Below are 25,354 nucleotides of genomic sequence, written 5' to 3' on the forward strand. Positions count from 1 at the left end.
CAGACCGTACCGACCCCGCCGACACCGCGACCACCGACCACCGACCACCGACCACCGGGAACCTGGTCTACCCTCGGTCGGATGATCGAGTACGTGAACCAACTCGGCCCCGGCGCACCGCGGATCGGGCCGCCGCCCGCGGGCACGGCCGTCTCGGTGTGGTCCCTGGACACCACCGCGGACACGCTCGGCGGGTACCGCGTCCAGGACACGGACGCCGTCCTGGACGCCGGTGAGCGCGAGAAGGCCGCACGGCTGGTGCTGCCCGGCCACCGCCACCGCTACCTCGCCTCGCACCTGGGCCTGCGCGTCCTGCTCGGCGCCCGTCTCGGCCTCGACCCGCGGGAGGTCGCCCTGGTGCGGGAGGACTGCCCGTGCTGCGGCGGCCCCCACGGCCGTCCCGCCGTCGCCGGCGGCGGAATCCACTTCTCCCTCTCCCACAGCGGCGACCTGGCCTACCTCGCCCTGGCGGCCGTTCCGGTCGGGGTGGACGTCGAGGAAACCCCGGGTGCGGACGCGGTCGCCGACGTGCTGGACTCCCTGCACCCGGCGGAGACCGCCGAACTGACCGCCCTCGCGCCGCCGCTGCGCCCCGGCGCCCTCGCCCGCGTGTGGTGCCGCAAGGAGGCCTGCCTGAAGGCGGCCGGCACCGGACTCGCCCTGGGTCTGGCCGAACCGTACGTCGGCTCCTCCCCCGCCCCGGCACCCGTGGCGGGCTGGATCGTCACCGACCTGCCCGCTCCCGCGGGCTACGCCGCCGCCCTCGCGGTCGCCGACCAGTACGAACAGGACCAGGGGCGGGGGGACCGGGCATGATGATCACCGTGCCGGGCGGACACGTCACCCTCTCGGACCGCCGTACCGAGCGCAGCTGGACGGTCGAGGTGGCCCCGTACCTCCTCGCGGCGTACCCCCTCACCCGGGCCGACCACGCGCGGGTGGCCGCAACGCACCCCGACGGCGCGCAGGACGGCAGGCGGCTGCCGGCGCACAGCGTGTCGTGGTGGGACGCGGTCCGGTACTGCAACGCCCTGTCCCGGCAGGAAGGGCTGACCCCCGCCTACCGCCTCCCGGGCACGGCCGACACGGCGGACGGCGAGGAGGGTCACATCGAGTGGGACCCGGACGCGGACGGCTACCGGCTGCCGACCGAGGCCGAATGGGAACACGCCTGCCGGGCCGGCACCACCGGCCCCCGCTACGGGCCCCTGGACGACGTCGCCTGGCACCGCGGGAACTCCCGGGAACGGATGCACGAGGTCGGCGGCCGCCGTCCCAACGCGTGGGGCCTGTACGACATGCTCGGCAACGTCTGGGAGTGGTGCTGGGACCTCTACGACCCCGAGGTGTACGGCTCGTACCGGGTGCTGCGCGGCGGCGGCTGGTTCGACGAGCACTGGAGCTGCCGCGCCTCCGTACGCCGGCGCAGCCACCCGACCCTGCGGATCGAGGACGTGGGGCTGCGCCTCGCCCGCTCCCTGCGGCCCTGACCGGCCGTCACCCCGGTCCGGGCCCGGTACGGACGTCAGGAGTGCGACGACGGCACCTCGGGCGCCAGCGAATTGCCGGCGGGGATGCGGCCGCAGTCGGACGGGGCCGGCCTGCCCGAGAAGCGGTCGCCCAGCCAGCCCAGCGCGACGGGTGCCCAGGCGACGGTCGCGCCCACGTGGCTGAGCAGCTCGTACTGGCTGTACTTGACGGCGGAGTTGCCGGTGGCGCAGTACTGCCGGGCGAGTGCCCGTACGTCCCCGGCGACCATGACGCCGTCGCCCGTCCCGATTCCCGGGCGGTTGCCGAAGGTCCCCTCCAGAACGCCCGCGTCGCCCTGCGCGATGAATCCGGGGCTGGCGGGGGTGGGCGCCGAACCGAGGTTGATCCTGTTCATCGCCTCCACGAACGCGGGGATCGAGTTGGGGTCGGCGTACTGCGACTTCGCCATCTTCTTCCAGGTCAGCCCGGGGTAGCGGCCGATGGCGTCGACGATGGAGCCGTGCTCCAGCTCCTTGTACACCTCCAGGCCGTAGCCGTTGAGATAGGACTTGAGATCGATGCCGTAGGAGCGGGAGACCCCGATGACCGCCATGGGGATGACGCCCGACCACGCCAGTGACCCGTCCACGTACTTCAGGTTGTGGGCCGGGTCCACGAGCAGGCCGCCCTCGGCGTAGCCGACCAGCTTGCGCTGGACGTCCGGCGCGTAGCTCGGCGCGAGCGCGGCGGCCCAGTTGGTCGCGATGGCGCCGCCGGAGTAGCCCATGAGGCCGAACGCGGTGTCGGAGGTCAGTCCGGTCTGTGCCGACCGGGTCGCGGCGCGGATCGAGTCCAGCGTGTTCGTCCCGTATTCCGGTCCGGCGGCGAAGTTCGCCTGCTGTCCCTCGGTGTCCGGGATGACGACGTCGTAGCCCTGCGTCAGCAGGGGCGCCAGGAAGACCGCCTCGACGTTCGGGATGAGGCCGCCGAGGGTGAGGTTGCCGGCGATCGCACGGGACGGGCCGTCCTCCGGGCTGAGGGAGTCGTAGAACGACTGGTAGGACACCGCCTTGCTGCGGTCGCCGGTCGGGCTGCGCACCACCGTGGTCACGTTGGCGGCCGGCCTGCCCTGGGCGTCGGTGGTGCGGTAGAGCAGTTGGACCGCTTTGAGGGGTGTGGGGATGCCGACGAGGTGGTACTGCAGCGTCCGGGTCTTCAGTACGGTGCCCGGTGCGAACGCCGACAGGGGGGCGCTGCCGCCATAGGTGTAGAACGGGTCGCTCGTCGTGGCCGTCGCCGCCGCGGGCGCGGACGGGGCGGCGGTGGCCGCCGGCGCGGCGGTCATGGCCGCCGCGGTGACGACGGCGACGGCGATCAGGCGGACGGCTGCCTTGGACATGTGTTCCTCGTTTTCTGCGTGGGGGGACTGACGCGCCGGCACGAGGTCGTGTGCATCGGCGCGTCAGGCCGGGGCGGGCGGCCCCCGGCAGGGGATTGCGGTGAGTGACACGGCCGGGTCCGCCGCATCTGGCCATTCACCCGCCAGTCGTGTTACCAACCAGTAGGTGATGTCCCGGAAACATCATCGAGCCGGTTCGCGGCCGCGTCTCCGGGGCGGGGAACAGAGATGTGCGAGGTGGATTGTGACCGGATCCAACGCGGTGGGTCGGGACCCGGTGCCGCAGTTCGGCGGCGTGCCGGTGCACAAGCGGCTGCAGGACGCCGCCGGGGCGCTGGAACGCGCGGTGATGGTCCGGCTCGTCGAGCGGCTGCCCGTCTACGGAACGCTGTCCGCGGAACACCTCGGCGGTGACATCGCCAAGCAGGTGACCCGCGGTATACGAAGCTTCGCCGCCGTCCTGAACACCGGAGAGATGCCCGGGCAGGCCGAGGCGGCGGCGATCCGCGAGTCCTCGGCCCGGCGCGCCGACGAGGGTGTGCCGCTGGAGGCCGTGGTCGGCGCCTACCACCTGGGCGCGGAGGAGTGCGCCACGCAGGTCTTCTCGACGGCCGACCCGGGTGACCTGGGCGACGTACTGCTGGTGCAGCGCCAACTGCTGGCGTTTTTGCGGCTGGTGAGCTGCGAGGTCGCGGCCGGGTACGTACAGGAGCGGCAGACGGCGCTCAGCGACGAGCAGGTCGCCCTGCAGTCGCTGCTGTCCCGGCTGCTGGAGGGCGGCAGCCCGCAGGCCGCAGCAGACCGCGCGGGCATCCGTCTGCCGCCCTGCTACCTGGTGCTGAGCATCGCGGTGGGACCGCATCCGGACGAGTTGGTGCCCGGTGTGAACCATTCGGTCGCCGCGCGCCGCAAACTCCGGCGGCTGCGCAATGAACTCCAGCGCCAGACGAGGGGGGTCCCGCTGTCCGTGCTGTCCGGGGACGGCGGGCTGGTACTGGTCCCGTACGAGACGCCGCCGACCGGTCTCGTCGGTGCCGACCGGGACCGGGTCTCCCGGCTGGTCGAACAGCTCGGCCGGGTGTGCGGCGCCGAGCTGTTGGCCGCGGCGGCGACGGCGGCGCCGGAAGGCGTCGCCGCGGCCGCCCGGCTGGCCGGCGAGGTACTCGAAGTGGCGGAGGCGTCCGGCCGGGGGCCCGGCGTATACCTCCTCGACGACGTGCTGCTCGAATACCAGCTGAGCCGTCCCGGCCCGGCCCGGGACGGGCTCGCCGCACTGCTCGCCCCGCTCGACGCGCGCCCGGAACTGCTCGTCACGTTACGCGCCTTCCTCGCGTGCGGCCTCGACCGGCGCCGGGCCGCCGCCCGGCTCCAGGTCCACCCGAACACGGTCGACTACCGCCTGCGCAAGGCGGGCGAGTTCACCGGACTGGACGCTGCCCGTGGCGCCGACGCGCTGACGCTGCGCGCGGCGCTGGCAGCCCACGACGCGGTACGGCAGGGCAGGCCCGACCCGGCCTGACGGGCCTCGCCCCCGGCTCCGGGCCGGGACGGCACCGTTCGACCGGCAGACCCTCCGTTCAGCCCTCGGGGCCGGGACCGGCGGGAGGGTCGGGGGTCCCGAGGGACCGGCACAACGTGCATGCGTGGGGGTCGTTCGTGGTGCTCGCCCGGCGAGGCGGGGGCAGGGGCAGGGGGAAGCCCGCCCGGTATTCGTCCTGGAGCACCTGGATCGATCCCCGCCTCTCGCCGGGCGGAGTGCTCGAGCCGGCCGTAACCGCTTCGGCGAGACGGCGTGTCACGCGCATCAGCGCGGCCCGGACCGTTCTCGCCAGCCGCGTCGACGCCCGGCGGACACGGCGTCGCACGGCCGGCCATGAACCTCGAGCCGATAAGTCGCCACAGGGGCCTTGCCCGTGTCCCTTCACAAAATCAGTTACTCCTCGGTCGCACGGAACAGAAATAGATGGATCATACGCTTTTTGTTTTAGGTATTTCCCGCCCTTTACGTCGACACCTAGTACGGAGGTGCGTCGAACGGGAATTACACGCACGTCGGAAGTTAAAGACGGGGCGCCATGGCACCAGATCCAGCAATGTACGAATTGCCGGGGTTTTTACGCGATCGACAATGTGCGGATTGCCGGGGTTTTTAAGGGATTCGACGCCAACGGCCGCACTTTCGGTCAGGTACACGCCCTGCCGGATGCAAGGAATTGCAAGGTATTCCGCCGGAGACCGTCGGCGTATCGCCATGGGGCGGTAGCATCCAACGCCTACCGCGAGCCGGGGCCCTCGTCGCCGGCCGTCGGCATCACCAGGCCTGCCGGGGTGCACAGGGGCCAGTACGGCTCGTGGGCGACCTGGAGCGGCTCCGCGCCCGCGTGGGCCGGGATGCCCGCGGACCTCTCGACACGTGCCGCGGCTTGCCCGCGAGCCAGCCGGATGGCGTCCACATGGCAGGACAGGACGTGCTCGAAGCGCTGTTGACGCCTCAGCTCAATGGCGTCCACGCGCCACAGACGGCCGGTCCCCGATGACGCGAACGCGGTGCAACCTGTACCCAGTGCGGCGGAGAGCAGCACGATCCACAGGAAGAGGTGTCCCACAACTGATCCTTTCGAAGGCTGAAGCTCGAAGGGGCACACGATCCCGTCCCCGTCGATCGCCCGGCATAACGCAGAGGCATATGCAGAGTTGCGCCCCACACGCCGATTGCAGCCATGCGCAGCAATCTGTCGGCCTTGGCATCTCAGCCGTTCTACTGATGATCAGCCGGGGTGTCAGCGGCGGCCGCCGATCGGCGTGCGCAGGCGCGGCGCATCTCCGTCCGGCAACGGGAAAGCGGCATGGAGGAATGAAAATATGGTGAGCCGGTGCCATGCGCCGACACCTTCGGTCATGCGGAAGGGGCGCCTTCAGCGGACGCCCGTCACCCGTCCACAGCCCGCGCGGGCCCGCGTCGATCCGGCCCTCATCGCCTGCCTGAGCTGCGGATTGACAGCCCGCCAGAACGCGGCCACCGAGCTCTTGTCGCGTTGCGGGAATCGGCGAACGGCAGGACCGACACTTATCCATCCGCCACGATCACCCGGATGGCGCATACCCTGACCAACATCGACAGCGTTTATGGAATATGACAACAGCAAAGCCCCCCTTCTTCTTCCGCAGGCCTCCAGAAGAAGACGAAGGGGGAGGTGGTTTTCACACCGGGACAACCCGGATCGGAAAGTGGACTTTCACTCCAGGATCAACCGGCTGCAGCGCGAGCGGGAACGCGACGCTGGAGGACGAGGGCCTGGAAATCGATCTGAGTTACTCGTCCTCGGTCCTCGAGGACTTCCTCCGTACGATGAGCATGATCCAGGTCGAGTTCGACCGGCGGTCAGGAAGCGCAGCACCGTCCACGACCGTCGGCGAGCGCTCGGTCGGCAGTTCCCGTGCATGAGCCGTACGGATACCCGGACGTCAACGGCCTCCATCCCCAGCCGGCCACCACCATGTCCTGGCGTCTGCCGGAACACGGGGAACCGCTGGGCAGGTCCGATGAGGCGCACCTGGCATGGGATCCGGTGGAAGAGCTCGCGAGCCTGCTCCAGGAGAGCCCCGCACCCGGGCAGCCGGAGCCCTTCACCCGCGTCGGCTACGACGGCACCGGCGACACGGTCAGCACCATCGGCCTCGTGGCGGGGCTGAAGCAGACCACTGCCGAGCGGCCGCCCAGACGAACCTCCAGCGGGCACCGGCGGAACACGTCGCGGAAGCCGGTGGCGACCCTGCTGCAAACGGGCAGCCTGTTCACCGCCCTGCTGGTCGCCGTCATCGCCGCCGTGGTGAGCGTCCTCAGCGGGATGGCCATCTGTGACGCCCTGCGCCACAGCGCCGGGCCCCATACGGCCCGCGATGTGGTGAGCTGGTGGCCGCTGCTGATCTACGGGCCCTGGATCGTCGCTTCCCTGTCCATCCTCCGGTCCGCGCTGCACCAGCGCCGCGCGGTTCATTCCTGGTCGATCGTTCTGCTGTTCTCCACCCTGGCAACGCTCCTGTGCGTGGCCCAGGCACCCAGGACGCTCGCCGCCGAGACCTCGTCCGCGCTCCCCGCCGTCGCGGCTCTGGCCTGCTTCCAGCAGTTGGTCCGTCAGATCACGCTCACGCGACCGCCCCGCCAGGCCGCACCACGACACCGGAACCCGTCGACCTCCGTCCTGGGGACCGGGCAGCCGGCCGCGCCCCGCACCGGGCCGGACGGTGTCCGTCCCGGCTACTCCGCGGCAGACGGAAGAACGGACCGCTCTCCCTCCAGCGGCCGCAGGTTCGAATACGGCGCATGACGGTCGTACCCGTGCGGTGGTGTCTCCCGCGCAGGCGTGCCGTGCCGGGCGACCGCGAAGAGCGGAGGCAGTGACAGCCGCCAACGTCCTGGTCAACCCGTTCCTTCCCACGCGTCACAAGAGTGCTCGCCTGCACCTTTGAAACGAAGATCGAAACCGATAGTCACGGGCCGTACGAAGACTCGATCCGACGGTCCCTGCCCAGGTCCGGGCCTGTTCGACGGGCCCAGGGCATCCGGCTGCCCCGGCGCATCCGAGCGACGTGTCGTTCGGCGCCGCGCGGCCTCTCCTCTCCCATTGCGATGAAGGGCAAGAACCATGGTGTACGAACTGAGTCACGCCGAGCGGATGGAGTACAAGCGGCGTCAGGACGCCGCCTACCAGGACGGCGCGGACGCGGTCACCAACCTCCAGGCCGCGCTCGCGCTCGCCGGCCTGACCCTTCCCTCCCTGTGCAACGACGGGCCTGTGGCCAGCCATGGTTTCGTGCGTCTCGGGGGATGCAACGCGGCTTTCGCCAACCGGCTCGCCGAAGTCATCACGGCGGGCGCCGACGCCCTGCATTTCCAACGGTGAGCCGGCAGACAGCCCCCTCGGGCCGACCGCACGACATCCCCGCGTTCGGGTCTGCCGAGCGAACTCGCCGTGGGCCCCTGGACCGCTGGGACTGACCGGCCCGATCCGCCCGCGCCGGCGCCCCGACCAGGACGGTCGGTGCGCCGGCGGCCCTCGCCCCGGGCCGGGTCGTCAGAGGTGGAACATGATGATGTCGGTACGGACGAGGCCGGCTGTGAGCACGGCGGCCCCGAAGGCCCCGAGGCACGGTACGAGGATCCGGGCTGCGGGAGCGGGGTCCCGGGCCGGGAGCAGGGCGAGCGGGATCACCACCAGGCCTCCCAGGACGGCCAGTTGTGCGAGCGGATCGGCGAAGTAGCCGACGTGCACGATGGCCTGGCCGGGTGTCAGGGACTGCATGCGAACGGTCCACAGGGTCCCGGTGGTGAGCACGGTCGTGAGCGGAGCCGCCCACAGGGCGGTCCGGAGCCCCGCCCTTCCCCGTACCGAGCACAGCGCCAGGAGGCACACCAGCCCCGCGACCGCCGCAACCATCCGGTCGTACTGCAGCGTCGGGACGAAGCCCGCCCGCGCCTGGTCGTGCCGGATCGCCCAGCGGGCGGCGAGCGTGCCGGCCGCCGCGGCCAGGGCCACCACGGACGGCAGGGCGAGCCCCCAGACCGCCTGCGCCGCGGAACCGGTTCCCGTCGTGCGGGCGATCGAGGCGCCGCGCAGGCACCACCCCAGCGCGAGCAGTGCCAGGAGGCCCACCACGACCGCGTCGGAGCCGCTGTGCGGCGAGTGGATCCCGGGAAGCGTGAGCCAGGCCCAGGAGATGTGAGGCAGACGCGAGGTGTACAGCGCGAGTTCCTGCGCGGTCCGCAGTACACCGGTGAAAAGTGCCGCGTTGACCGCCAGGGCCACCACGAACGGGCTTCGGGACCGGGCCCGGTCGTGGCCCGGCCGCACGGCGGAGGCGTACGCGCGAGCCAGTACCGCGCTCAGGACCGCCGCGACGCACACGGCCGCCGGCACGATCGCCACCGCGTTCCAGGCGGGGGGCGAGGCGATGTCCTCGAAGCGCCCGAGCCAACCCAGTGCGGTCCCCACCCCGAGGGCGGCGAGAGCGCGGGCGGGCAGGGGGAAGGTCCCCGGGTCCCGCATGGCGTCCTGCCACATCTGCGTACCCCAGACCGCGGCCATGAGCACGCCGACCAGGATCGCGGGAGCCAGGGTGACGTACGGGGCCAGGGGGGTTCCCGGAAGCGCCGTCGCCGCGAGCCGGCCGACCGGGTCGAGGGCCAGCGCACCGAGCAGCCCGGTGACCGCCGCGTCCGGCCAGGCCGCCCCCAGGTGCGGTTGGGGTGGTCGGAGCACTTCCATCCGCCGTGCGGGAGAGGGGTGGTTCGCCAGTACGGAGCGCGGCCCGTCCGGCGCCTTCCACCACCCCAGGCAGGAACTTCTGATCCGCCGGGTGCGGTCGGCACCGGCCAGCATGCCGATGAGGCCGGCGCGGGAGCGGCCGGAGACCGACAGGATGTCGGCCTCGTGCTCGCGCGAGCGCAGCACCATCTGGGAGACCGTGAAGACGGCGGCCAGGAGCAGCAGGGAGCGTCCCGCGTACCCGACCCACATCGGCTGGGCGAGGGCGTCCCACAGGTCCACGCCCTTCCTCAGCATCTCCAGGGCGAAACCGATGACGGGCACGGCGAGGACCACCGCTGTCGCCACCAGCGTGCTGCGGGCCAGCCACACCAGGCGTACGTCTGCGGCGGCCACATGGGCGAACTCGTGCCGGATGATCGCCCTGGCCGTTTCGGGGGCCAGGGCATCGATGCCGGCCGGCAGCACGACGACGGGCGCGCCGGGCGGGCCCGCGGTGAACGGCTCTTCCCAGCCGTCGGCCGCTTCGACGATCCGGGGCCGGCTGCGGAGCCTCATGTCGTCGGCCTCCTGGTCCGCCCACGCCACCGCTTTCCCCGGGGCGGTCTTCAGGGGGCCCGCGCGTCGCAGCGCCCGTCGGGGCAGTACCCACAGGCCGCCGGCGCCGACGAGGAGCACCGCTGCCGAGCCCGACAGGGAGACCGCGGTCATCCGCCGGGCGGCGGGCTGTGCACACCGCATCTGCCAGAGCCCGCCGGCCAGGGCGTCACCGGGGTATCGGCGCCCGGCCTCGATGGAGCAGTCGTTCTGCTGCTCGGCCCACGAGGTCCCGAAGAACTGGTTGTGGACGATCTGCCCGGCGAACGCCCCGGCCAGCAGCAGGACGCCGACGAGCAGGACGTACCGGCTTCCCGTCGGGGACCGTAAGAGGCGTGGTGCCCGCGTGCCGGGAGCGGTCGGCCGGGCCGCCGTGAGGGTCTGACCGGCCTCGGCGGCCTCCACCGGGGCCGGACGGTCGAGCTCTGTCAAGAGCCCGCTCCCGCCCGGGGCGGATCGTCGAGTGCGGTGGCGATGGCCTCGGCGAGGGCTGCCGCCGGATCCGCTTCGAGTCCGAGCCGCTGGACGAAGACGATCTGGAAAGCGGTGACGAAGGCCGCCCGCTCGTCCGCGGACCAGGTCGTCCGTGGCTCCACCGCCTGAGCCGGAGCCGGCTCCTCGGGCGGCTCGGCCCCCCGCTGCCGCAGGCGGCCCAGCAGGGCGGCGGCCTTGCCGCGGGCGGCTTCGGAGAGCGCGTCGGCCGCGCGGCCGGTCACCCGCTCGCCCACCACGCCGAGCACCCAGGCCACGGCGGGCAGCACGTACATGGTCAGGTCCGCGACGGAGATTCCCGTGCCGACCGCCGGGCCTCGCCGTCGGGTGGCCAGCCTCTGCGGGTCCGCGTCGAACTCCGCTAGCAGTTCGCCGAATTCACGGTCTCCTGTGACCTGGGCGGGCAGGGCGGCGAACACGGCACGGCCGGCGCGCTCCAGGCTCTTCCGGCCGTAGGGCTCGGGGTGGTCGGGGCCTGGTACGGGAACGGCGGACGCGGCCCGGCCGCGCCCGAAGAGTGTGGGCATGGTCCTCCCCCAAGGACGCCGGGGCGGGTATGCCCGTGCGGCGCGATTCCGCCAGCGTAGTTGGGAATGCCGCAGCGGTCATGACCTGTGGCGCAGGCTCTCACATTTGAAAACTAAACGACATTTTTTATGCATTTTTGCAACCCTTCAGGTCGGGAAAACATCCAAACAGACGGACCTACCCGTTCTGCCCGTCCGAGGGCAGCCGCCCTGTTCGGAGCGAAGTTCGTGCACGAGTACCCGCAGACGCAGCAGCCCAGGCGATCCCGCAAGAAGGTGTGGATCACGTCCGCGGTGGCGGTGGCCCTGCTCGCCGGCGCCGGCGCCGGGGTGATCCACTGGAAGACGGACTGGTTCGACGGGAACGGGGAGTCCGTCAGCTACGGGAAACCCGCTGCCGGTGCGGACGGCGCCAAGGACAAGGGCGGGGAGACCGGCGGCGGGAAGCAGGCCGCCGCGCCGAGCGCGGACCCGGACGTCTCCCTCCCCACCGGTCCTTTCACCGACTTCAAGCAGACGGTCAAGCTGGACGACGGCACCCGCATATCCAAGGCCCGGGTGAAGGGCGCCAAGTCCGGTTTCGACGGCAGCGTCTGGGTGTGGACGCCCAAGGAGTACGACCGCCCGGAGTACGCGAAGAGTGCCTTCCCCGTCATGATCGCGCTGCCCGGAGGCAACGGGAACGCCGACAACTACTGGGCGACCATGCCGAAGCTGGGCCTCCACAAGGCCATCGCCGAGGGCGCCGCGGCCGGCAAGAGCCTCCCGTTCATCGTGGTCATGCCGATCCTCAACCCGGACGCCAAGTACTACTACGACGGCTCCGACATACCCGGCCAGGCCAAGATGGGCACCTGGATCGGCGAGGACGTCCCCGACCTCGCCCGGGCCAATTTCCGTACGTACAAGTCCCGTGACGGCTGGGCTTTCATGGGCAACTCCTCCGGCGCCTTCGTGGGCCTCAAGCAGCTCCTGCAGAAGCCGGACCGCTTCCGGGCCGTCATCGCGAACGGCGGCGAGATCGTCCCGGACTCCCCGCTCTGGAAGGGCCACCAGGCCGAGATGGACGCGAACAACCCCGAGAAGCTCGCCCCCAAGGTGATCAGCGCCAACGGCCCCGAGGTGAACGTCCTCTTCCAGTACGGCACCAAGGAGGGCGGCCGCGACCGGATGGAGAAGTTCCAGCAGCAGTTCGGCAAGGGCCCGATCAAGGTCACGATCCACGAGATCCAGGGCGGTGACCACAACGGATGGGACTACGTGCGGGGCATGCGGGAAGGCGCCCTGGAACAGCTCAGCAAGCTGATGAAGGGCCCGAAGCCGCAGTAGGGGCGAGAGACAACGGGTCGCCGCGCCCGGAGCCCCTGGGGGCTCCGGGCGCGGGCCGTGGGTCAGGCGTGCCCGGGTGGCACGGCGCCGATCATCTCTGCCAGTACGGTCCGCCGGTCCTCTCCCGGGCGGGCGCGCAGCGGACGGGCCAGGCGGGCGCTGTCGTAGTGCCAGCGGTGGTCCAGGTCGCGCGGGACCGTCCCGGTCTCGCGGAAGGCGGGCCGGGTGCCGAGCAGTTCCGTGAGGTCCCGGGCCAGGTCGTGCCAGGAGACGTGGCCGCTGCACGCGTTGGCGACTCCGTGCACGGGCCGGTCGAGGCACTCGGTCACCGCGCGGGCCAGGGCGGCCGCGTGCACCCAGGCGGCTCCGTACCAGTCGTGTCCGCCGGTGCCGGGACGCGGCAGTTCGATCGGCCGGCCCTGGCGGGCGGCCTGGTAGAGCGTGCCGATGGCACCCCAGCGCAGCTGTTCGCGCAGCCGGTCGTGCGCGCCCCAGACGAGCGGGGAGCGCACGGCGCTCGCGCCCCCGCGGCCCTCGGTCCCCGCGGCGCCCAGCACCATGGCCTCGCAGTCGAGCTTGGTCCTCCCGTACGGGCTGACGGGCTCGTGGGGCGGCGCCTCCTCGGCGACCCGGTCCGCCGCGGGGTACCCGTAGGCGTCGACGCTGCTGACGAAGACGAACGGTCCGCGCCGCCAGGCGCCGACCATCGCCTCCATCGCCGCGAGGTCCACGTCGTGCCGGGTGAAGGTGCAGGCGGCGTGGACGACCGCGTCGGCCTGTGCGACGGCGTCCCGCAGTCCGGCGAGGTCGGTGAGGTCGCCCTCGATGACGTCGACGCCCTCGGTGGCGATCAGATGGGCGGACTCGGGCCGGGCCAGGGCCAGCACGGGGCGCCCCCGGGCGGCGAGTTCACGTACGACGTACGCGCCCACGCCGCCCGTGGCGCCGGTGACGAGCACCGTGCCCGGGCGGATGTCCCGGGAGCGGGGGGCCGGCCTGCTCGCGGCCTTCGCGGCGCTCTGCTGTGCCGCCCGTTCGTCGAGGAGCGCGGTGAGCGCCCGGGGCGTACGGGCCTGGAGCACGTCGAGGCCGGTGAGCGGCAGTCCGAGGTCGGTGCGCAGCCGTTCGGCGAGCTGTACGGCTTTCAGGGAGTGGCCGCCGAGGGCGAAGAAGTCGTCGTCCGGCGACGGGGCGACACCGAGTACGGCGGTGAACGTCTCCTCGACCGCCCGGGCCCGGGGGCCGGCCGGGCCGGCCGGGGCGTTCTGCGTGGGCGGACCGGGCAGCCGGGCGTGGTCGAGCGGGCCGGCGGCCGAGCGCGGCAGCTCGTCGAGCAGCGTGACCGTGGCGGGCACGGCCTCGGGCGCGAGGGACCGGCGCAGCAGGCCCAGCAGGTCGTGGCCGGACGGGCCGGCGCTGTCGCGCAGGACGGCGTAGGCCACGGGCGGGCCCTGTTCGGGCCGGACCACCGTGGCGTCGGCGACGCCGGGGTGGGCGCGCAGGGCCTGCGCCGCCGGGTGGCCGTCGCCCTGCGGGTCGGCGCCGTCACGGGGGTCGCAGGCCTCGTCCGGCTCGGGGAGGGGCAGCTCGCTCAGGGTGAGTTCCGGGTCGGCCGCGACCGCGTCGAGCAGGGCCGCGTAGTCCCGTACGGCCGCTCGTGCCACGGTGTCGTCCAGCGTGTTCGGGTCGTACTGGACGAGCGCCCGGGGCGGTGCGCCGTCGCCCGGCACCAGGCCGTAGGACAGGGTGAACTTCGCGCCGTCGGACGGGATGTCGACGTACTCGGCCGACGTACCGGGCAGCCGGAGCACCGTCGGCTCGCCGAGGATGTCGGAGGTGACGCGGACCAGTGCGGTGCCGTCGGCGCCGCGGGCCCCGGCGCCGAGGCGTTCGAGGACCAGGTCGAAGGGGATGTGCCGGTGACGCTGGGCCTCGAGGAGCGCGTCGCCCACGCGGCGCAGCAGTTCGGCGAAGGAGGGGTCGCCGGAGACGTCCACCCGTACGGGCAGGGTGTTGACGCACAGGCCGACGAGGCCGCGCATCGCGGTTCCGCTGCGGTGGGTGCCCGCCACGCCGATGACGAGGTCGTCGTCGCCGGTGAGGCGGTGCAGTGCGGCGAAGGCCGCGGTGAGGGAGACCGCGAAGAGCGTGGCCCGGCGCTGTGCGCCCAGCGCGCGCAGGGCCTCGGGCACCCCTGGTGCGAGTGGCACGGTGTGCGCGGCTCCGGGACGCGCCGCTGCGGACGGAGCGGCCGGCCGGGGCAGGCTCGGTGGGACGGCATCGGCCAGCAGGGCGCTCCAGCGGTCCAGTTCCGCCTCGAAGCCGGGCAGGTCCTCGTGCTCGCGGCGCGCGTGGTCGGCGTACTGCGGCGGCGCGGCGAGCGGGTGCCGGCTCGTGCCGTCGGTGGCCGCCGTGTAGAGCACGGCGAGTTCGGTGGCCACGGTCTCCAGTGAGGCGGCGTCCACGGCGATGTGGTGGAACGTCAGCAGCACGGTGTGGTCCTGGGGGCCGTGGCGCAGGACGGTCGCGCGTACGGCGTCGCCGGCCGCGAGGTCGAACGGCCGGCCCGCCTCGCGCCGCAGCAGCTCCGCGGCGTCCGTCGGGTCGGTGTCGACGACGTGCACGGGGACCGTCCGCGGTGTCGGGAGCACCTCCTGGCAGGGCTCGCCCGCGTGCTCCGTGTAGCGGGTGCGGAGAATGGCGTGCCGGGCCACCAGCCGGGTGAGGGCCGTGGCGAACGCGGCCACGTCGAAGGGACCGCGCACACGGGTGGCGAACGGTACGTGGTACGAGTCCCCCGCGCCGCCGAGCCGCTCCATCAGCCACATGCGGCGCTGGGCGCGGGAGAGGGGAACGCGTCCGGTCCGCGGTGCGTGGCCGTCCTGGCCGGCGTTCGCACCGGCGGTGGGCTCGGTTCGGGCCGTCGTGCGCTGGGCGGTGCCGGCGCGGGCCCGGCGCAGCAGCTCCTCCTGGAGCTGCTGCCGGCTGCCGCGGGGCTCGGAGTCGGTGTCAGTGGACATCGCTGTGCTCCGGGGTCTCGGGGTGGAGGTCCGCGTGGGCGGCGAGGAGGGCGCGTTCGACCAGCGCTGCCTGGGCGGCGACGGTCGGGGCGGCGAAGAACTCGGCGAGGGAGAGTTCCACGCCGAGTTCCTCGCGGAGGTCGTCGGTGACGGCGAGGGCGAGGAGGGAATGGCCGCCGAGCAGCAGGAACTCGTCGGCGGCGCGGGTGACCTCGGTGCCCAGTGCCTGGCTCCACACCTCGGCCACGGCCTGTTCCAGCGGTGTCATGGGCGCCGCCGTCGGCTCGTCGGCGGGCCGGTGTCCGGCGGCTTCGGTGTGCGAGGCGGCCGCGCGTGCGGTGAGGGCGCGCCGGTCGACCTTGCTGGCCGGGGTGAGGGGAAGCCGGTCCAGCACGGTGACCGTGTCCGGAACCAGGTGGGCCGGCAGGAACGCGGTGAGCCGCTCGCGCAGCACCGCGCCGGGCGGTACGGGGCCGGGGGCGGCGACGACGAACGCGACGAGGCGCGCCTCGGGGGTGCCGGCGCCGTCGACGGTGACGGCGGCGTCGTCCACGTCCGGCTGCTCGCGGAGGGCGTGTTCGACCTCGGCCGGTTCGATGCGGAAGCCGCGGACCTTCACCTGGTCGTCGTTGCGGCCGTGGAACTGGAGGATGCCGTCGGGCCGCAGGGAGACGATGTCGCCAGTGCGGTAGAGCCGGCCGTGGGCGGCGGCGGAATGCTCGACGAACCGTTCGGCGGTGAGTGCGGGCAGGCCCGTGTACCCGTGGGCGAGCCTGCTGCCGCCGATCCACAGTTCGCCGCGGTCGCCGTCGGCGACGGGGTGGCCGTCGGCGTCCAGGACGTGGGCGGTGGCCCCGGATATGGGCGTGCCGATCGGTATCGGCCCCTCGCAGTCCTGCGCGGTGACCCGGTGGGCGGTGGCGAAGGTGGTCGTCTCGGTCGGCCCGTAGCCGTTGACGAGCTCCAGCCAGGGGAAGGCGGTGAGCACCTCGCGGGCCGGTGCGGCGGCCATCGCCTCGCCGCCCACGACGACCGAGCGGAGCTGGGCGAAGACGCGGGAGCGGCGTGCGGCGAGCTGGTGGAAGAGGGCCGTGGTGAAGAACGCCACGGTCACGCCGTGTCGTTCGACGTGCCGGGCCAGGTCTTCCAGTGAGGGCCGCTGCTCGGTGCAGACGACGACCGCGGCGCCGTTCGCGAGCGCGCCCCAGACTTCGAACGTGGAGGCGTCGAAGGTCATGGGTGAGTGGAACAGCACGCGGTCGCGGCCGGTGAGGGTGACGTAGTCGGGTGCAGTGACCAGCTCGGCGATGGCCCGGTGCGGCACGAGGACGCCCTTGGGGCGGCCGGTGGATCCGGAGGTGAACATGATGAAGGCCGGGCTGTCCGGGTCGGACTCGTCGACCGGCCGACCGGTCGTGAGCGGCTCCTCGGGCAGGGCGAGGGCGGGGCCGGGGAGCGCGGCCACGTCCAGCAGCTTCGCGTCGCCGACGGTGAGCGTCACCTCGGCGTCGGCGATCATCGCCTCGGTGCGCGGGCGGGGCTGGGCCGGGTCGAGCGGCACGCACACGGCTCCCGCCAGCCACAGCCCGAGCTGCGCCACGACCGTGCGGGACGACCGTGCCGTCAGGAGCGCCACCCGGTCGCCGCGGGCCACGTCGTGTGCGCGCAGGTGCGCCGCGAGGGCGTGGCCCGCCCGGAGGAGCCGGCCGTAGGTGAGGGTGGTGTCGCCGTCCACGACGGCGAGGGCGTCGGGGGTGAGTTCGGCGTGCCGCGCGACGAGTGCCGGCAGGGCGGTGCCGGGTGCCCGCGACGGTACGGGGGCGTCGTGCGCCGGGTCGGCGGGCTGCGGGATGGTGGTGGTCATGTCAGGCTCCTTCCGGGCGCGGGGTCCGGCGCTGGTCGAGGAGGGCGGCGAAGGCCCGCAGGTCGGTGCTGCGCAGCAGCTCGGGGGCGCGCAGGCGCACTCCGGTCTCGCGTTCGACTGTTGCCAGCAGCCGGGCGGCGACGACGGAGGTGCCGCCGGCGTCGCTGAAGTGGTCGTCGAGGCCGATGCCGGGCCGGCCGAGGAGGTCGCGCACGGTGGTCAGCACCAGCCGCTCGGATTCGGTGGCGGTGTCGGCGGCGAGGTCGTCCGTGGTGGCGGGCCGGGGACCGGCGGGCGACGGGTCCTGGGCCCGGGCCGCCAGGGCGGGCCGGTCCACCTTGCCGTTGGCGTCGAGCGGGAAGCCGTCGACGATCCGTACGGCGGTGGGGACGGCCTGCTCGGGGAGCCACGAGCGGACCGCGTCGAGGAGGTCCGCCGGCGTGGGTTCGGCGCCGTCGGCGGGGCGTACGTGGGCGACGAGGCGGCCGTGGCCGGAGCTGTCGCGCAGCACGGTGACGACGGCGGCGCGCACGCGGGGGTCCTGCTCGAAGGCGGTTTCCACCTCGGCCGGTTCGATCCGTACGCCGCTGATCTTCACCTGGTCGTCGAGGCGGCCGAGGAAGTCCAGGCTGCCGTCGGCGTTCATGCGCACCCGGTCGCCGGTGCGGTAGAGGCGGTCGATCGTCGGCAGCGCCGCCTCCGGCGGGGGCGGGGTGAACCGGCGTGCGGTGAGTTCGGGGTCGAGGTAGCCCAGTGCCAGGCAGTGGCCGCCGACGCGCAGTTCGCCCTCCTGCCCGCGGGCGACGGGGCGGCCTTCGCCGTCCGTGACGACGAGGGTGATCCCCGGCAGTGCGGTGCCGATGGGCGGCGGGGTCGGGTCACCGGCCTCGGGGTCGGTTCCGCGCATGGTGTGGGTGGTGGTGACGACGGTGGCTTCGGCGGGGCCGTAGGCGTTGTGGACGGTCGTGGTGACGTCGGAGCCGGGGCGGCGGCGCATGCGGTCGCCGCCGACGACGAGGTGTCGCAGTTTCAGGTCCTGCGGCCAGGGCCGGTCCAGGAGCGGTTCGACGGTGGGGGTGGCCGCCACGGCGTGGGTGAGGCCGGCGTCGCGCCACCATTCGGTGAGCACGTGCGAGTCCCAGCGGGTGTCGTCGGGGGCCGGGACGAGGGCGGCACCGGAGGTCAGGGCGGCCCACAGTTCGAGCAGGTGCGGGTCGAACGCGACACCGATGAGCAGGGACTGGCGGTCGCCCGGTGCGAGGCCGGTCTCGTCCCGGTACCAGTCGAGGGCGACGGACAGCGAGGACTCGGCCACGGCGACGGCCTTGGGGCGGCCGGTGGAACCGGAGGTGAGGACGGCGTACAGGGCGCCTTCGGGCGCGCGCCGGGTGCCTCGGACGGATTCGGCGAAGGCCGCCACCGCGGTGGCGGGGGCGTTGACGCCTTCGGTGGGCAGCGGCAGCAGGACGTGCTCCCCGCCGCGGTGTTCCCCGGGCAGGACATCGGGGTCGCCGATGAGGCAGGCGACGTCGAGGTCCTCGGTGACGGCCTGGATGCGGCGCTCGCCGGGGCGGGGGCCGAGCGGCAGGTAGACGGCGCCGAGGCGGGCGAGCGCGACGGCGGTCACCACCAGGGCGGTGGACCGGTCGAGGCAGACGCCGACCAGGTCTCCGGGCCGGACGCGATCGGCCAGATCGGCGGCGACCAGCGCGGCCGCCGCGTCGAGGTCCTGGTACGTCCAGGTCTGGGCGCGGTCGATCACCGCCGTGGCCTGCGGGGTGTGCCGGGCCCAGTCCTCGAAGCGGGCGAGCACACCGGTCGGTTCGGCGGCGGGGCCGTGGGCGACGCTCGGCGCGGATGCGGCATCGAGGGGCGCGGCGGGACCGGCGGCTGCGGTCGGGGACTGGATCATCACGACTCCGTGGAGAGGGTGGTGGTGGCGAGGGCCTCGGCCTGGTCGGCGAGCACCGGGTTGCGGAAGAGCACCTTCAGCGGCGGGCGCGTGCCCAGCCGGGGCTCCAGCCAGGCGGCCAGCTCGGCGGCCAGCAGGGAGTGGCCCCCGCTGTGGAAGAAGTGGGAGCGGGCGTCGAAGCGGCTGTGGCCGAGGACCGTGCGCCAGCCTTCGGTGAGCAGAGCCGTCATCGGATCGTCCGACACGGCGGACAGGCCTGACACGGTGGTGGTCTCGGCCGTCGGCCCGGCCTCGGAGCCGGCTCCGGGCGCGGGCGTCGCGGTGTCGTCGGGGTCGAGCGCCGCCGCCCGGCGGGACAGTGCCGTTCGGTCGGGCTTGCCGCCGGCGAGGGTCGGCATGCTGTCCAGCCGTGCCCACCGGGCGGGCACGAGGGGGCCGGGCAGGCGGCGGCTCAGCTCGGCGTGCAGGGCCTTCTCGTCGAAGGCCGCGCCGTCGGCTCCGTCTTCGAGGAAGCCGACGAGCCGGGGGCTGCCCGGGCCCTCCCGGTCCAGTACGACGGCGCAGGACCGGCCGCCCAGCACCGCGGACGCGGCTGCCTCGATCTCCTCCAGCTCGATGCGGTGACCGCGCAGTTTGATCTGGTGGTCGCGCCGCCCGAGGAAGTACAGCAGACCGTCCAGGCCGCGGTAGCCGAGGTCGCCGGTGAGGTAGACGCGCTGTCCGTCGAGTGGGTCGACGGTGACGAACCGGGCGGCCGTCGCCTCCGCGTTGCCCGCGTAGCCCTGGGCGAGACCGGGTCCGGCGACGGCGAGTTCACCGACCGCGCCGGACGGCAGCGGCCGGTGGTGGGCGTCCAGGACGTGGACCCGCTCGCCGGGGAGTTCGGTGCCCAGGGGGATCTCGGTGCCCTCGGCGAGGGCGTCGCGGGAGATCTCGTGGACGGTCGAGCTGATGGCCGCCTCCGTGACGCCGTACGCGTTGAGCACGGTGGCGTCGGTGTCGGCGAGAACGCCGCGCAGGGCCTCCACGGGAAGGCGCTCGCCACCGAGGACCAGGAGCCTCGGCGCCCAGCTCTCGTCACGCAGTACGGGCCGCAGGTCCTCGCGGGTGGCGAGGAAGTAGCTGGTGGGCAGGTTGGCGACGGTGACCCGGGCGGACGCCAGCAGTTCCGCGAGCTCGGCGCCCGTGGGCACCTCGTGCTCGGGCAGGACCAGGCACGCACCGGCGTGCAGGGTCGGCAGCACCTCCTCGAGCGCCACGTCGAAGGACGGCTGGGCGAACATCAGGACCCGGTCCGAGGTGGTGAGGCCGAACCGCTCGGCGGCCGCCGTCAGATGGTGCACGAGCGCCGCGTGGCCGACGGCGACCGGCTTGGGCGTCCCGGTGGAGCCGGAGGTGTGGATGACGTACGCGGCGCCGGGGAGTTCGGCGGTCCCGTGCGCGGTCGGCAGTACCGGGGCGTCGATCCGGGCGGCCGGCAGCGCTTCCGGCAGGGCCGGGGTGCCGTCACCGGTGAGGACGAGCGCCGGGGCGAGCCGTTCCAGCAGCAGGGCGAGCCGGGCCGGCGGGTCGGACGGGGACAGCGGGCAGTAGACGGCGCCGGTCCGCAGGCAGGCGAGCAGGGCGACGACCGAGTCGGTCCCCCTGGGCAGGACCGCGGCCACCGGCCGGCCGGGCGTCACGCCGGCGGTCTTCAGGCGCTCGGCGAGCGAGCCGACGCGTTCGTCGAGTTCGCCGTAGGTGAGGCGGCGGGCGCCGCACAGCAGGGCCGGCAGTGACGGGTGGTGCGCGGCCACCGGGTCCAGCGGATCGCGGTCGTCCGGGACGGGCGGGGCCTCGGCGGCCGGCTCCGCGACGGTCGGGACCAGGTCGGCCAGCGGCGTCGCGGGGCTGTCGAGATAGGCGCGCAGCAGGTCCAGGAAGCGGCCGGAGACGAGCCGGGCGACGTCCTCGCCGAAGAGGTCCATGTCGTAGTCCCAGACCAGGGTCATCCCGGGCGAGCCGTGGCGCGGGGTGACGCCGCGCCGGTCGTCCGGGAGCAGGACCACGTCGAGGTCGAAGCGGGTGGTGCCGGTGTTGAAGCCCTCGAAGAGGGTGATGTCGAGGCCGGGCACGTCGATCTCGGGCAGCGGCGCGTCGTGGGCGCTGAACATGACGGAGAAGAGCGGGTTGTCGGCGCCGGAGGTGTGCATGCCGAGCGCCCGGGTCAGCTCCTGGACGGGTACGTCCTGGTGCGGCAGGGCCCGGATGAGGGTGTCGGTGACCTCGTCCATGGTGTCCTGGGCGGGGGCGGCACCGTCCAGGGCGAGCGGCAGCGGGATGGTGTTGACGAACATGCCCACGGCGTCCTCGTAGCCGAGGGGGCGGTTGCCGACGGCGGTGCCGATGACCATCCGGGAGCGGCCGCTGTGCCGGCGCAGGAGCTCGGCGAAGAGTCCGAGGAGCGTGGAGAAAGGGGTGAGACCGCGTTCGCGGGCGTGCGCGCGCAGGCGTTCGGCGAGATCGGCGCCGATCGTCTGGCGCAGCTGTCCGCCGTGGTGCTTGCGGCGGGCACCGGGGCGGGTCAGGCCGGGCAGCGGCAGGTCGTGCTGCTGGTCGCGCAGTTCGGCCCGCCAGAAGTCGAGCGATTCGGGGGCGTACGCGGCCTCGGCCCGCTCCTGGACGTGGTCGGCGTACGAGGAGGCGGGCGGGAGCTCCAGGGTTTCGCCGAGGACGTGGGCCCGGTAGACGCGGAAGACGTCGTCGAGCAGGATCGCGAAGGAGTGGCCGTCGTGGATCAGGTGGTGCTCGACGTGGATCAGCCGGTGGTGGCGCTCGGCCAGTCGCACGAGCGTCCAGCGGATGAGCGGTGCCTCGAAGGTGTCGAGGGGTGTCTCGGCCTCGGTGCGCAGGAGACGGGCGAAGGCCGCCTCGGGGTCCTCCTCGGTGGCGAGGTCGACCGTGCGCAGCCTCGGCGCACACTGCCGCGCGACCCGCTGCGCCGGTACGGATCCGGTGGTGGCGACGAGTTCGAGCCGCAGGCCGGGGTGGCGTGCCAGGGTGGCGTCGAGGCCGCGGCGCAGCGCCGCGGTGTCGAGTGTGCCCCACAGGTCGAGCGAGGCGGTGAAGTTGTAGGCGCGACTGCCGGGCTGCATCTGCTCGTGCAGCCAGACGATCTCCTGCGAGGAGGAGAGGGGAAGCATGGGCGATCCCTGAGGTTGTCGGGTCGGTCTCCGTGCCGGTCACGGTCGTGTCCGGTGGTCGTGCGGGCGGCTCCGCGGGTCGCGCGGGGCCGCTTTTCACGTGGGGGGATGCCGTGGGGGATGCCGTGGGGAGCTCTGGGTGCGCGGCGGCGCGGGGTGCGCCGCGCCGACGGGCGCCGGGCGGTGCGGGGTACGCGTGGGCGCCGCTGCGCGGGGGCCGCGGATCGGTGGTGCGCTCGGGGGGCGGTCGGTTCGGGTGGCGGGGTCAGCGCACGGTGTGATCCGAGGGGCGCAGCGCGCGGGTGAGCGCGTCGAACGCCCGGTGCGCGGTCTCGTCGTCGAGTACCGCCCGGTCCCACGCCATCCGTACGCGGATCTCGGCTCCCTGGGTCACGGAGACCGCGAAGGGACCGCGTACCGGCCTGCCGTCGACATGGACCTCCCGTCCCTCGACACCGGCGAGCACCAGGGGCGGGCGGCGGCTGTCGTCGTCCACGGTGAGCAGTCCGTCGAGGCCTCCGGTCCAGCCCGAGCCGGCGGCCCGTACCGCGGCGACGACCGCGTCGAACGGCACGTCGGCCCGGTCGAGGTCGTCCCACCACGCGTCGGCCGTCACCTCGGGGCCGGGGCCCTCGCCGGTGTAGGCCGGGAAGACGAGGGTGTTGAGGAAGCAGCCGATGACCGGTGCCGCTCCCGTGGGACGGCCGCCCCACGGGTAGCCGAGCGGGACCGCGTGGCCGGGGCCGTACAGCTCGCGGGCCGCGGAGCGGCAGGCATCGAGGAGCCCGGGGAAGGACACGCCGCCGTCGTGCGCGGGCAGCCGGGCCTGGGCGGCGCCGCTGGGCCACGTGCCCTCGGGCACGCGGGCCGGACGGGGCGCCGGGGCACGGGTCTGCAGCGCGCGCAGCCGGTCCGCCCAGTAGGCGGCCGCTTCGGGTGTCTCGGCCTTTTCCTCGGCGGCGAGCTGGCGCAGGACCGCGTCCCGGTAGGCGGCGAGTTCGGCTTCCGTCTCCCCCTGTTCGACGGGGGGTTCGGTGGCCTCCTCGCCGTACGCGGCGCCGAGTTCGTCGACGATCCGGGCCAGCGAGCGGCCGTCGCAGACGGCGTGGTCCAGGACGACTGCGACGATGTCCTGCGCGCGTTCTTCGTCGTGTACGAGGAAGAGCCGCAAGGGGGGACCTTGGGCGTCCCAGGAGGCCAGTGCGCGACGGAGCCCGTCGGCGGGCGACTCCCCCGGTACGAGGGCCGACCGGGTCACGCCGACGTCCGGGTCGCCGACGCGCAGGACGGGGGTGCCGCGGACGACGGCGGGCCGTGAGCGCAGGGCGGTGTGCCGTGCGGCGAGCCTGGATGCCGCTGTCCGCAGGCGTTCGGGGTCGACGGTTCCGGACGGGAACGCGAAGAACATCGGTACCACGTCGGGGCGTCCCGACGGGTCCAGCGCACGCACCAGCAGGAAGCGGCGCTGTGCGCCGGTGACCGGCAGCAGGGTGTCGGACCGGTCGCCGGTGAGGCGCCGGTGGCGGGCCAGGTACTGACTCGTGATGCTGAGCACGTGGTCCTCTTCGTCGTGGCCGCGGTCGCGCGGAACGGAGTGGTGGTGGGCGCGGTGCCCGCGCGGGTGCCGGTCCCGGTCGCCCAACGGCCGCCGTACGGTGCGGTGGTCGGGCGGTGGTCAGGCGGTGGGTGCGGGGGCGGCCGGCCGTTCGTCGCCGTCGGCGCGGGCCGTGTCCCGCGGTGTCCCCCGGGTGCCGTCGGTACCGTCGGTGCCGCCGTCGTCGGGCGGAGCGGGCAGGTCCCGCATCCGGCGCAGCGGGGAGAGCAGCAGCGGCAGCGGTACGGCGAGGATGCCGACGGCGCACCAGAGGAGCGCAGTACGCGACCCGAAGGACTGGGCGAGGGCTCCCCCGAGGAGCGCGCCCAGCGGCAGGGTGCCCCACATGAGGAAGCGCAGGGTGGCGTTCATCCGGCCGAGCAGCCGTGGCGGGCACATCCCCTGGCGGAAGCTGACCTGGGCGACGTTGTAGACGACGGCGCCGAAGGAGACGACCGCCGATCCCGCGGCGAAGAGGACCGCCCCGGCGACGCCGTGCCCGGACAGGGGCCACAGCAGCGCGAACGGGCCGGTCACGAGGACGGAGAGGAGCATGACCCGGGCCTGTCCCAGCCCGGCGGCCAGGCGTCCGGCGCACAGGGCTCCCAGGAGCCCTCCCACGGCCGACGCGGACAGCACCAGTCCGAGCCCGGCGGCCTCCAGGCCGACGACACGGACGAGGTGCACGGTCTGCGTCGCCATGAGGACGGCCGTGGAGAAGTTGGCGAGGCCGGTGGTGAGGGCGATGACACGGAGCAGCGGGTGACCGAAGACGAAGCGGACGCCCTCGCCGATCTCCTTGCCCAGGGAACTTCCGGCAGCGGCGGGTTCGGGCGTTTCCTCGGCCCGCCGGACGCGCTGGAGGAAGAGCGCGGAGAGCAGGTACCCGACGGCGTCGACGATGACCGCGAACTGCGCTCCGACGAGCTGGACCAGTCCGCCGCCGATACCGGGGCCCGTCACCTGGGCGGTGGAACGGACGGTCTCCAGGGCGCCGTTGCCGGCCACGAGCTGGTCACGGGGCAGGATCTGCGGCAGGTAGCTCTGGTGGGCGACGTCGAAGAACACGGTCGCCACGCCGGTCACGAGCGCGACGGCATACAGCTGGACCATGGTCAGGACGTCGGCGAGCGCGGCGGCGGGGATGGAGGCCATGGCCACGGCGCGCACCAGGTCCGCGCGGATCATCAGGGGCCGCTTGCGCATGCGGTCGGTGAGTGCGCCCGCGGGCAGCCCGACGAGGAGGAAGGCGGCGGTCTCCGCGGCGGTCAGGAGGCCCACCTGGAAGGCGGGGGCGTCGAGTTCGAGGACGGCCACGAGGGGCAGCGCCACGAGGGTCACCTGTGCACCGAGCTGTCCGGTGGCAGCTCCCGCGAGTAACAGTCGGAAGTCGCGCAAGCGCATGGGGCCACCGGCGGTGGCTCGGGATGTGTCGGACATGTGAACGACATTCACGGATTCATCGCTCAGGAGTCAAAGTAAACCTGTCACTTTCGGACTTGTTTTGCGGCCTTGTGGACACCGACCGGGAAATCTTTCGTACTACCTGGGGTGCGGCCGCGTGAATTCCTGTCAGTTGTGTGTGACGTGTGGGGCTGGTGGGGCAAGGGGGGACAGGGGGAAGGGTGAGGCGGCGAGCGGCACCACTTACCCTGAGTAACGGGTTCCATCCTGACCGAAAAGGCCCACCCTTGATCATGCG

General features: G+C 73.4%; 16 protein-coding genes. 6 read left to right on the forward strand and 10 right to left on the reverse strand.

All coding sequences use genetic code 11. The features are described 5' to 3' along the window. Nucleotides 1-81: 81 nt before the first annotated feature. Nucleotides 82-816, forward strand: coding sequence for a 4'-phosphopantetheinyl transferase family protein (locus tag ACXNSR_RS00630; RefSeq protein ID WP_458640149.1), 735 nt, complete (start codon nt 82-84; stop codon nt 814-816). Next, nucleotides 816-1,490, forward strand: a complete 675-nt coding sequence (locus ACXNSR_RS00635; protein WP_458643516.1) for a formylglycine-generating enzyme family protein — start codon at nt 816-818, stop codon at nt 1,488-1,490. The genes ACXNSR_RS00630 and ACXNSR_RS00635 overlap by 1 nt, the downstream gene beginning before the upstream one ends. A 35-nt stretch (nt 1,491-1,525) precedes the next feature. Here the strand turns inward: ACXNSR_RS00635 and ACXNSR_RS00640 are convergent, their stop codons facing one another. Further along, nucleotides 1,526-2,869 (reverse strand): lipase family protein, encoded by a 1,344-nt coding sequence (locus tag ACXNSR_RS00640; protein ID WP_458640150.1) that lies wholly within the window; start codon nt 2,867-2,869, stop codon nt 1,526-1,528. 244 nt (nt 2,870-3,113) lie between these two features. Between ACXNSR_RS00640 and ACXNSR_RS00645 the strand changes: the two genes are divergently transcribed. Then, a complete protein-coding gene (locus tag ACXNSR_RS00645; protein ID WP_458640151.1) occupies nt 3,114-4,388 on the forward strand; it encodes a PucR family transcriptional regulator in 1,275 nt (424 codons plus the stop codon). Nucleotides 4,389-5,142: 754 nt separating this feature from the next. On the opposite strand, the gene ACXNSR_RS00650 is transcribed toward ACXNSR_RS00645, so the two are convergent. Continuing rightward, nucleotides 5,143-5,475, reverse strand: a complete 333-nt coding sequence (locus ACXNSR_RS00650; protein ID WP_458640152.1) for a hypothetical protein — start codon at nt 5,473-5,475, stop codon at nt 5,143-5,145. Nucleotides 5,476-6,306: 831 nt separating this feature from the next. Between ACXNSR_RS00650 and ACXNSR_RS00655 the strand changes: the two genes are divergently transcribed. Together ACXNSR_RS00655 and ACXNSR_RS00660 are read left to right on the forward strand one after the other, a co-directional pair. Further along, nucleotides 6,307-7,197, forward strand: a complete 891-nt coding sequence (locus ACXNSR_RS00655; RefSeq protein WP_458640153.1) for a hypothetical protein — start codon at nt 6,307-6,309, stop codon at nt 7,195-7,197. A gap of 318 nt (nt 7,198-7,515) precedes the next feature. Then, nucleotides 7,516-7,773, forward strand: coding sequence for a hypothetical protein (locus ACXNSR_RS00660; RefSeq protein WP_458640154.1), 258 nt, complete (start codon nt 7,516-7,518; stop codon nt 7,771-7,773). A gap of 171 nt (nt 7,774-7,944) precedes the next feature. Here ACXNSR_RS00660 and ACXNSR_RS00665 read toward each other — a convergent pair whose 3' ends face one another. Together ACXNSR_RS00665 and ACXNSR_RS00670 are read right to left on the reverse strand one after the other, a co-directional pair. Then, nucleotides 7,945-10,164, reverse strand: coding sequence for a M48 family metalloprotease (locus ACXNSR_RS00665; protein WP_458640155.1), 2,220 nt, complete (start codon nt 10,162-10,164; stop codon nt 7,945-7,947). Then, complete coding sequence (locus ACXNSR_RS00670; protein ID WP_458640156.1) at nt 10,161-10,751, reverse strand: hypothetical protein; 591 nt, start codon at nt 10,749-10,751, stop codon at nt 10,161-10,163. The genes ACXNSR_RS00665 and ACXNSR_RS00670 overlap by 4 nt, the downstream gene beginning before the upstream one ends. A gap of 228 nt (nt 10,752-10,979) precedes the next feature. Between ACXNSR_RS00670 and ACXNSR_RS00675 the strand changes: the two genes are divergently transcribed. Further along, complete coding sequence (locus ACXNSR_RS00675) at nt 10,980-12,080, forward strand: alpha/beta hydrolase (RefSeq protein WP_458640157.1); 1,101 nt, start codon at nt 10,980-10,982, stop codon at nt 12,078-12,080. 62 nt (nt 12,081-12,142) lie between these two features. Here ACXNSR_RS00675 and ACXNSR_RS00680 read toward each other — a convergent pair whose 3' ends face one another. The 6 genes from ACXNSR_RS00680 to ACXNSR_RS00705 form a co-directional block, all read right to left on the reverse strand. After that, the gene (locus tag ACXNSR_RS00680; RefSeq protein ID WP_458640158.1) at nt 12,143-15,100 is read right to left on the reverse strand and encodes a condensation domain-containing protein; all 2,958 of its coding nucleotides are present in this window, start codon (nt 15,098-15,100) and stop codon (nt 12,143-12,145) included. After that, nucleotides 15,090-16,964 (reverse strand): amino acid adenylation domain-containing protein, encoded by a 1,875-nt coding sequence (locus tag ACXNSR_RS00685; protein WP_458640159.1) that lies wholly within the window; start codon nt 16,962-16,964, stop codon nt 15,090-15,092. Before ACXNSR_RS00685 ends, ACXNSR_RS00680 begins: the two co-directional genes overlap by 11 nt. A 1-nt stretch (nt 16,965) precedes the next feature. Then, a complete protein-coding gene (locus tag ACXNSR_RS00690) occupies nt 16,966-18,876 on the reverse strand; it encodes a non-ribosomal peptide synthetase (protein ID WP_458640160.1) in 1,911 nt (636 codons plus the stop codon). Further along, nucleotides 18,876-22,058, reverse strand: coding sequence for a non-ribosomal peptide synthetase (locus ACXNSR_RS00695; RefSeq protein ID WP_458640161.1), 3,183 nt, complete (start codon nt 22,056-22,058; stop codon nt 18,876-18,878). The genes ACXNSR_RS00690 and ACXNSR_RS00695 overlap by 1 nt, the downstream gene beginning before the upstream one ends. A 265-nt stretch (nt 22,059-22,323) precedes the next feature. Further along, a complete protein-coding gene (locus tag ACXNSR_RS00700; RefSeq protein WP_458640162.1) occupies nt 22,324-23,613 on the reverse strand; it encodes a condensation domain-containing protein in 1,290 nt (429 codons plus the stop codon). 120 nt (nt 23,614-23,733) lie between these two features. Then, nucleotides 23,734-25,092 (reverse strand): MFS transporter, encoded by a 1,359-nt coding sequence (locus ACXNSR_RS00705; RefSeq protein WP_458640163.1) that lies wholly within the window; start codon nt 25,090-25,092, stop codon nt 23,734-23,736. Nucleotides 25,093-25,354 lie beyond the last annotated feature (262 nt).

The organism is Streptomyces sp. NC-S4 (assembly GCF_054353315.1).

Coding starts and splice junctions, on each gene's coding strand:
- ACXNSR_RS00640 (WP_458640150.1), bottom strand. CDS start 2,869: ATGTCCAAGGCAGCCGTCCGCCTGATCGCCGTCGCCGTCGTCACCGCG.
- ACXNSR_RS00690 (WP_458640160.1), bottom strand. CDS start 18,876: ATGATCCAGTCCCCGACCGCAGCCGCCGGTCCCGCCGCGCCCCTCGAT.
- ACXNSR_RS00685 (WP_458640159.1), bottom strand. CDS start 16,964: ATGACCACCACCATCCCGCAGCCCGCCGACCCGGCGCACGACGCCCCC.
- ACXNSR_RS00630 (WP_458640149.1), top strand. CDS start 82: ATGATCGAGTACGTGAACCAACTCGGCCCCGGCGCACCGCGGATCGGG.
- ACXNSR_RS00680 (WP_458640158.1), bottom strand. CDS start 15,100: ATGTCCACTGACACCGACTCCGAGCCCCGCGGCAGCCGGCAGCAGCTC.
- ACXNSR_RS00695 (WP_458640161.1), bottom strand. CDS start 22,058: ATGCTTCCCCTCTCCTCCTCGCAGGAGATCGTCTGGCTGCACGAGCAG.
- ACXNSR_RS00635 (WP_458643516.1), top strand. CDS start 816: ATGATCACCGTGCCGGGCGGACACGTCACCCTCTCGGACCGCCGTACC.
- ACXNSR_RS00670 (WP_458640156.1), bottom strand. CDS start 10,751: ATGCCCACACTCTTCGGGCGCGGCCGGGCCGCGTCCGCCGTTCCCGTA.
- ACXNSR_RS00705 (WP_458640163.1), bottom strand. CDS start 25,092: ATGTCCGACACATCCCGAGCCACCGCCGGTGGCCCCATGCGCTTGCGC.
- ACXNSR_RS00660 (WP_458640154.1), top strand. CDS start 7,516: ATGGTGTACGAACTGAGTCACGCCGAGCGGATGGAGTACAAGCGGCGT.